6 protein-coding genes are annotated in these 6,617 nt (G+C 58.8%); 2 read left to right on the top strand and 4 right to left on the bottom strand.

The genetic code is table 11. The features are described from left to right. Nucleotides 1-18: 18 nt before the first annotated feature. On the bottom strand, nucleotides 19-2,865 hold the full coding sequence (rapA, locus tag H8S59_RS25235) for an RNA polymerase-associated protein RapA (protein WP_187523199.1): 2,847 nt from the start codon (nucleotides 2,863-2,865) through the stop codon (nucleotides 19-21). A 215-nt stretch (nucleotides 2,866-3,080) separates the two neighbouring features. Here rapA and H8S59_RS25230 point away from each other — a divergent pair, with 215 nt between their 5' ends. Then, entirely contained in the window at nucleotides 3,081-3,419 is a 339-nt protein-coding gene (locus H8S59_RS25230) for an aspartate-semialdehyde dehydrogenase (RefSeq protein WP_122807295.1), read from the top strand. Here H8S59_RS25230 and H8S59_RS25225 read toward each other — a convergent pair. From H8S59_RS25225 to H8S59_RS25215, 3 genes are all read right to left on the bottom strand, one after another. After that, nucleotides 3,416-4,630 carry an aminotransferase class V-fold PLP-dependent enzyme gene (locus tag H8S59_RS25225; protein WP_187523198.1) on the bottom strand — a complete coding sequence of 405 codons (1,215 nt, stop codon included), beginning with the start codon at nucleotides 4,628-4,630 and terminating at the stop codon, nucleotides 3,416-3,418. The genes H8S59_RS25230 and H8S59_RS25225 overlap by 4 nt on opposite strands. Then, complete coding sequence (locus tag H8S59_RS25220) at nucleotides 4,627-5,097, bottom strand: RidA family protein (protein ID WP_187523197.1); 471 nt, start codon at nucleotides 5,095-5,097, stop codon at nucleotides 4,627-4,629. The genes H8S59_RS25225 and H8S59_RS25220 overlap by 4 nt, the downstream gene beginning before the upstream one ends. 88 nt (nucleotides 5,098-5,185) lie before the next feature. After that, the gene (locus tag H8S59_RS25215; protein ID WP_187523196.1) at nucleotides 5,186-6,130 is read right to left on the bottom strand and encodes a LysR substrate-binding domain-containing protein; all 945 of its coding nucleotides are present in this window, start codon (nucleotides 6,128-6,130) and stop codon (nucleotides 5,186-5,188) included. Nucleotides 6,131-6,290: 160 nt separating this feature from the next. On the opposite strand from H8S59_RS25215, the gene H8S59_RS25210 reads away from it, so the two are divergent. Continuing rightward, nucleotides 6,291-6,452, top strand: a complete 162-nt coding sequence (locus H8S59_RS25210) for a hypothetical protein (protein WP_187523195.1) — start codon at nucleotides 6,291-6,293, stop codon at nucleotides 6,450-6,452. Nucleotides 6,453-6,617 lie beyond the last annotated feature (165 nt).

Raw genomic sequence — 6,617 nt, 5'->3', positions numbered from 1 at the left:
TGATTTATCGCCAGGCCATTAACCAGCCACCAACACCCGAATCGCTTCAAGGCGCAACGCCGCCTTGTCAAGCATGGCCAGCCCTTGTTCGCGCTGTTCGCGCAACGCAACCAGTTCGCTGTCGCGCACGGTTGGGTTGACGGCTTGCAGGGCGGTCAGGCGGGCCAGTTCTTCTTCGGTGTCCGCTGCCAGACGACGCTGTGCTTCGGCGACGCGTTCGGCGTGTTTCGGGGCGATCTTCGCTTCACCGGCATTGATCTGCGGGTTCAATGTGTCACGCTGAGCCTGAATGAACTTGTTGGCGCTGGCACGTGGCACGCTTTCCAACTGATCATTCAACGTAGTGAAGGAAACGCGACCCGACAGGTCATTACCGTTGCCATCGAGCAGACAGCGCAAGGCGGCGGGTGGCAGGTAGCGACCCAGTTGCAGCGAGCGCGGTGCAACCACTTCACTCACATACAGCAACTCCAGCAAGACAGTACCGGGCTTGAGCGCCTTGTTCTTGATCAGCGCCACGGCGGTATTGCCCATCGAACCGGACAGCACCAGATCCATGCCGCCTTGCACCATCGGGTGTTCCCAGGTGATGAACTGCATGTCTTCACGAGACAGCGCCTGGTTGCGGTCGTAAGTGATGGTCACGCCTTCATCGTCGCCAAGCGGGAAGCTGGCATCGAGCATTTTTTCACTTGGGCGCAGGATCAGGGCGTTTTCCGAATGGTCTTCGCTGTCGATGCCGAACGCATTGAACAGGGTTTCCATGTAGATCGGCAGAGTGAACTGATCGTCCTGCTCAAGGATCGCTTCGACCAGTGCTTCACCTTCGCCCGCACCGCCGGAGTTGAGTTCCAGCAGACGGTCGCGGCCGGTGTGCAGTTCGCTTTCCAGGCGCTCGCGCTCGGTGCGCGCCTCATCAATCAGCGCTTGCCACTCATCGTCGTCACCGCTTTCCAGCAACGGCAGCAGGCGTGGACCGAACTGGTGTTGCAGGGCGTTGCCGGTCGGACAGGTATTAAGGAAGGCGTTCAGCGCTTCGTGATACCACTGGAACAGACGCGCTTGCGGGCTGGTTTCCAGGAAAGGCACGTGCAGTTCGATGGTGTGTTTCTGGCCGATCCGGTCCAGACGACCTATACGCTGCTCCAGCAGGTCCGGGTGTGCAGGCAGATCGAACAGCACCAGATGGTGGGCAAACTGGAAGTTGCGACCTTCACTGCCGATTTCCGAACAGATCAGGACCTGGGCACCGAACTCTTCATCTGCGAAGTACGCCGCTGCGCGGTCGCGTTCGAGGATGTTCATGCCTTCGTGGAAAACCGTGGCCGGAATACCGGAACGCACGCGAAGGGCGTCTTCCAGATCCATCGCGGTCTCGGCGTGGGCGCAGATCACCAGCACCTTGACGCGCTTGAGCATTTTCAGGGTATCGATCAGCCAGTCGACACGCGGGTCGAACTTCCACCAGCGCTCTTCTTCGCTGGCGTCCGGCTGTGCCTGGAAGCTGACCTCCGGGTACAGATCGGCGTGTTCGCCAAGCGGCAGCTCCAGGTATTCGGCCGGGCAGGGCAGCGGATACTGGTGCAGTTTGCGTTCCGGGAAACCTTGCACGGCGGCACGGGTATTACGGAACAGCACCCGGCCAGTGCCGTGACGATCAAGCAATTCGCGAATCAGGCGTGCACTGGCTTCTTCGTCGCCGTCGTTGACGGCTGCCAGAAGGGTTTCGCCTTCAGCGCCCAGGAAACCATGAATGGTCTTGTGCGCTTCAGGTGAAAGACGACCTTTGTCGAGCAGCTCCTGCACGGCCTCTGCGACCGGGCGATAGTTTTCGCTCTCGGCGCGGAACGCATGCAGGTCGTGGAAACGATTTGGGTCCAGCAGGCGCAGGCGCGCGAAGTGGCTGTCCTGGCCCAGTTGTTCCGGGGTGGCGGTCAGCAGCAGTACGCCAGGGATGACTTCAGCGAGTTGCTCGACCAGCGAATATTCAGGGCTCGCCTTGTCTTCATGCCAGACCAGATGGTGGGCTTCGTCGACGACCAACAGGTCCCAGCCCGCCGCAAACAGAGCGTCCTGCGCCTTCTCGTCCTCGACCAGCCATTCCAGGGCAACCAGCGCCAGTTGGGTGTCTTCGAACGGGTTGCTGGCATCGCTTTCGATAAAGCGCTCGGCATCGAACAGTGCGACCTGCAGGTTGAAGCGGCGGCGCATTTCCACCAGCCATTGGTGCTGAAGGTTTTCCGGCACCAGAATCAGGATGCGGTTGGCGCGGCCCGAAAGCAGCTGGCGATGGATGACCAGACCCGCTTCGATGGTTTTGCCCAGACCGACTTCGTCCGCCAGCAAAACCCGCGGCGCGATACGGTCGGCCACTTCGCGGGCAATGTGCAACTGGTGCGCGATCGGTTGCGCACGCACGCCACCCAGGCCCCATAGAGAAGACTGCAATTGGCGGCTGGTGTGTTCCAGTGTGTGATAACGCAGGGAGAACCAGGCCAGCGGGTCGATTTGCCCGGCGAACAGGCGGTCGGTTGCCAGACGGAACTGAATGAAGTTCGACAGCTGGGTTTCCGGCAGGGTGACGGCTTCGTTTTGCGCGTTCAGGCCGTGGTAGACCAGCAGGCCATCGACATCGTCGACTTCACGGACGGTCATCTTCCAGTTTTCGAAGTGAGTGATCACATCGCCTGGAGAGAAGCGCACGCGCGTCAAAGGTGCATTGCGCAGTGCGTACTGACGTGTGTCGCCAGTGGCCGGGTAGAGCACGGTCAACAAGCGGCCGTCCTGTGCCAGAACGGTGCCCAAACCCAGCTCGGCTTCGCTGTCGCTAATCCAGCGTTGCCCCGGTTGATACTGCTGCGCCATGCTGCCTGTCTCCCGCCTTGAAAAAGCCGACTATGTTAACGGAACACGCTGCCCAGGCCAAAGGTACAGTGACAAAACACCTGTATTTAAACGCCCTTGCAACAATTTAAGCCTGTTAAAGGCACTAGTTACCAAAAACAGAGTCGAAAGTTTCTCATTTACGGGGTCAAGTCGGTAGACACTTGGCCGACATCCACTCAAAAGGAGAACTAATAATGTTGCAGCCGACGCTTCCCCTGAGTGTGGTACCCGTGACTTCGCAACTGGATCCGGCCCGGCAGGTACCTGACATTCCTCCTGTAGCGCCGGTGCAGGCCAGTTCTGGCGAAACCAATATCGACTTGCGTAACGAAGAAGAGCAGCGCAATGCATGGTTGTTGCGCGAAGAGCAGCAACGCCACGAAGAACAGCAGCGTCGCCGTGAAGAAGGTTTCGACGAGCCTGAACATCTGGCCGTCCCCGGTGTTGCGCTGAATGCCGACAACACCGTTCCGGTTGTGCCAATCATTGATGACGAGCCGCGCCAGGGGCTTTGGGTCGACGTTCAGGTCTAGGCTGTTTTCTGCTGTCCGTTGCTCATTTCGCGCAATGCCGTGAGCAATTTCTCTATCTCGCTTTCAGTATTCAGATGACTGACCGAAATCCGCGCAATGTTCAGCAGCCCTCTAGCTTGCATGTCCAAAGGCGTATAAGCCACGCCATTGGCGCCGATGTTTATCCCTCGCATGGCTAATTCCTTTTTTATCTCCAGGGCGTCCCAGCCTTCCAGCGTGAATGAAACAAGCCCCGAGTGATCATGCGCTTCGCCAAGGTCCTGTAGCTTCAGTCCTGCGACTTCTGCCATCCGCTTCCTCAACAATGACGACAGTTGCCGAATACGCTGGCGGACAGGCGCTACGCCCAATGCTTCACATTCGCTCAATGCGTTATTCAGACCCGCGATCAGCGTCAGGGACATTTCGCTGGTTTCAAAACGTCGAGCGTCGTTACGCGGCGTAAAGCTTTCGCCGTTTCTGGGCGCTGAAAGAACGTCAACGAACGGCGGCTGAAGTTTTTCGACGAAACCCTCGCGGATGTACAGCAAGGCCGTACCCCGTGGACCGCGCAGGAACTTGCGGCAGGCACCCTTGAGCACATCGCAGCCCAGTGCCTGCACATCAACGCTGATTTGTCCCAATGCCTGACCTGCATCGATAAAGTAAGGAATACCGTACCGTTTCGCTATTGTGCCAATGGCGGCAGCCGGGTTGATCAGGCCGCCGTTGGCCGGTAGCCATGTCAGAGAGATCAAACGCACACGCTCGTCGATCATCGCTTCCAGCGCGGACACTGACACCGCACCACTCTCATCGCACGGGATCACTTCCAGGCTGGCTCCGGCGGCGAAGGCCTGGGCCATGCAAGCCAGGTTGCCGCCCCATTCGTGACGCCCGACCAGAATGCGGTCTCCGCGCCGCCATGCTCCCAGTGCGCTGAAGGCCATGCCCCACGCCGCGGAGCCGCTGCTCAGAAATGCAATGGAAGAGGGCTCGCAGTTGATCAACCGGGCAGCGGCGTGGCGGGCGTTTTCCAGCAGTATCTCGCCTTGTGCTGCGGCTTCCATAGGGCCTTGGCTGGCCTCGCTGTTCAGGTGCTCGATCATTGCCGTCACGGTCGCCTGGCTCGGCAGCGACGCCCCGGAATGATTGAAATGGATTACTTGCTGGCAGCCAGGCGTTGCGGCGCGCAACGTCTGGATGTGCGCTTCGGTCAAAGTCTGACTCATGGTTTCAGCTCGAAGATGGCGTCCACTTCGACCGCTACACCTACGGGCAGGCTGGAAACCCCGACCGAGGTGCGGACGTGTCGACCGGCTTTGCCAAGCACACTGACCAGCAGATTCGAGGCGCCGTTGCCCACTGCGCCCTGGCGCTTGAAATCATTGGGGCAGGCGACGAATACGCCCAGCCGCACGATTCGCACCAGCTTCGACAGATCGTCGCCAATCACCGAGTCCAGTTGAGCCAGCAATCCCAAGGCTGCCAGTTCCGCTGCTGCCATGCCTTGTTCTTCGCTCAGCGTCTCACCCACCCGGCCGATAAATGCGGGCTGACCGTTGAGCATGGGGATTTGTCCCGACACATACAGCAGGTTCTGGCTGACCACTGTGCTGACATAGTTGCCCGCCGGGCTGTCCGGGGTCGGAAGTTGCAGGTCGAGTTTTTCGAGTTGTTCACGCAGGCTGTTGTTCATTGGGCGCTCTCCATAAAGATGGACGCACAATGAAAGGCGGCGATCAGTCCGACAAACTGAAAGATTTCACCCTACGTATCGATATCGCTCAATCATCCTCGCGGCTGACTGCGATCAGCCAGTCGGCGAAGCGTTGCGCCGCGCTGCCCAACGGCTCGTCCCCGGTTACCAGCCAGTAACCGATTTCACCTTCGTAGATGGCGTCGGTCAGCAAATGCACCAGCGAGCCATCCAGCAAGCGCCGCTTGATCAAACGATCACGGCCCATTGCGATGCCTTGTCCAGCGACCGCCGCCTCTACCACGATGTTGTAGTCATGCAGCATCAGGCTCTGTAGCTGGCTGATTTCCACGCGCAGTTGTTTTGCCCAGTCCAGCCATTCGAACGGAATGGTCGCTTGCGCAGTGAGCAGTGGGCCGGGAGCCAGTCCCGGCTGTTTGACACCCTTTTGCGCTGCGAGCCATCCGGTTTTGTATTGCGGGCTGCACACCGGGAAAAGGCGTTCGTTCATGAAACGCACTGCGTTTACGTTGGGCCAGCCACCTTTGCCATAGCGGATTGCGAGCGCCACCTCGCCACCGGCTACGTCGGCCAGCTCATAGGAAGGCACCAGTTCAACGCGTATATCGGGATTGGCCGAGATGAAGCTGGACAAACGCGGTGCCAGCCACATCGTTGCAAACGAGGCGAGCAGGCCGATGCGCAATACGCTGGGCGCGGGCGCGGTGTGGCGAATAATGCGCGTCGCTGCGGCAATGCCTTCCAGTGCCTGTCGAACCTGTAGCTGATAAGCGCGTCCTGCCTCGGTCAGTTCGATGGCGCGAGTGCGACGGATAAACAGACGGCACTCGAGAAACGCTTCCAGCTTTTGTACCTGATGACTCAGAGCACTTTGCGTCACTGATAATTCGCGAGCCGCATTGACGAAACTCAGGTGCCGCGCCACGGCTTCGAAGGCACGCAGCGTCAGCATTGGCGGCAGGTCGCCATGCAGTGCCGGTTGTGGCAACGGTTCTGAAGCGGGTAATTGCATGAACATCCAGTCCTTTGATAAACAGCGCTGACCGGCAATTGTGCCGTTAAAAAAGGGTTGGCGTGAACAAAGGCGATGTTCTTGTCAGATAGCCACTGGTCAGGCTCACTGCGATTGAGCATTATTGACCCCACTTCCCAGTGTTCGAGAGTTGTTGGTCATGAGCGCAGATGAAAACCTGATCGACCTGGGCGTAGAGCGCGCCAAGCGGGTACACGATCTGAATGACAAACGTCTCAACGAAATGCGCAATGCATTCGAGCAGGCGATGCCCCTGGCTAAAGGCAAGAAAAAGTCGAAAAACAAGCCAAAAAAGCGCTAGGCGAACGCACCGAAGTGCTTTCTCTATAGAAGCTGCCGAAGATTGCGAATCTTTCAAATCAGGTGCCGAGAGTTGACGTGGGCGATCGCTCGCTACCGTGCGGCGTACGCTGTCAGGTGGGAGGCAACTTGTTGGCGATAGGGCGTGATGCAGTGATTCAGGTCC

This window comes from Pseudomonas folii, from assembly GCF_014357575.1.
Lineage (GTDB): Bacteria > Pseudomonadota > Gammaproteobacteria > Pseudomonadales > Pseudomonadaceae > Aquipseudomonas > Aquipseudomonas folii.
This window is presented reverse-complemented; position numbering and strand designations above follow the sequence as displayed.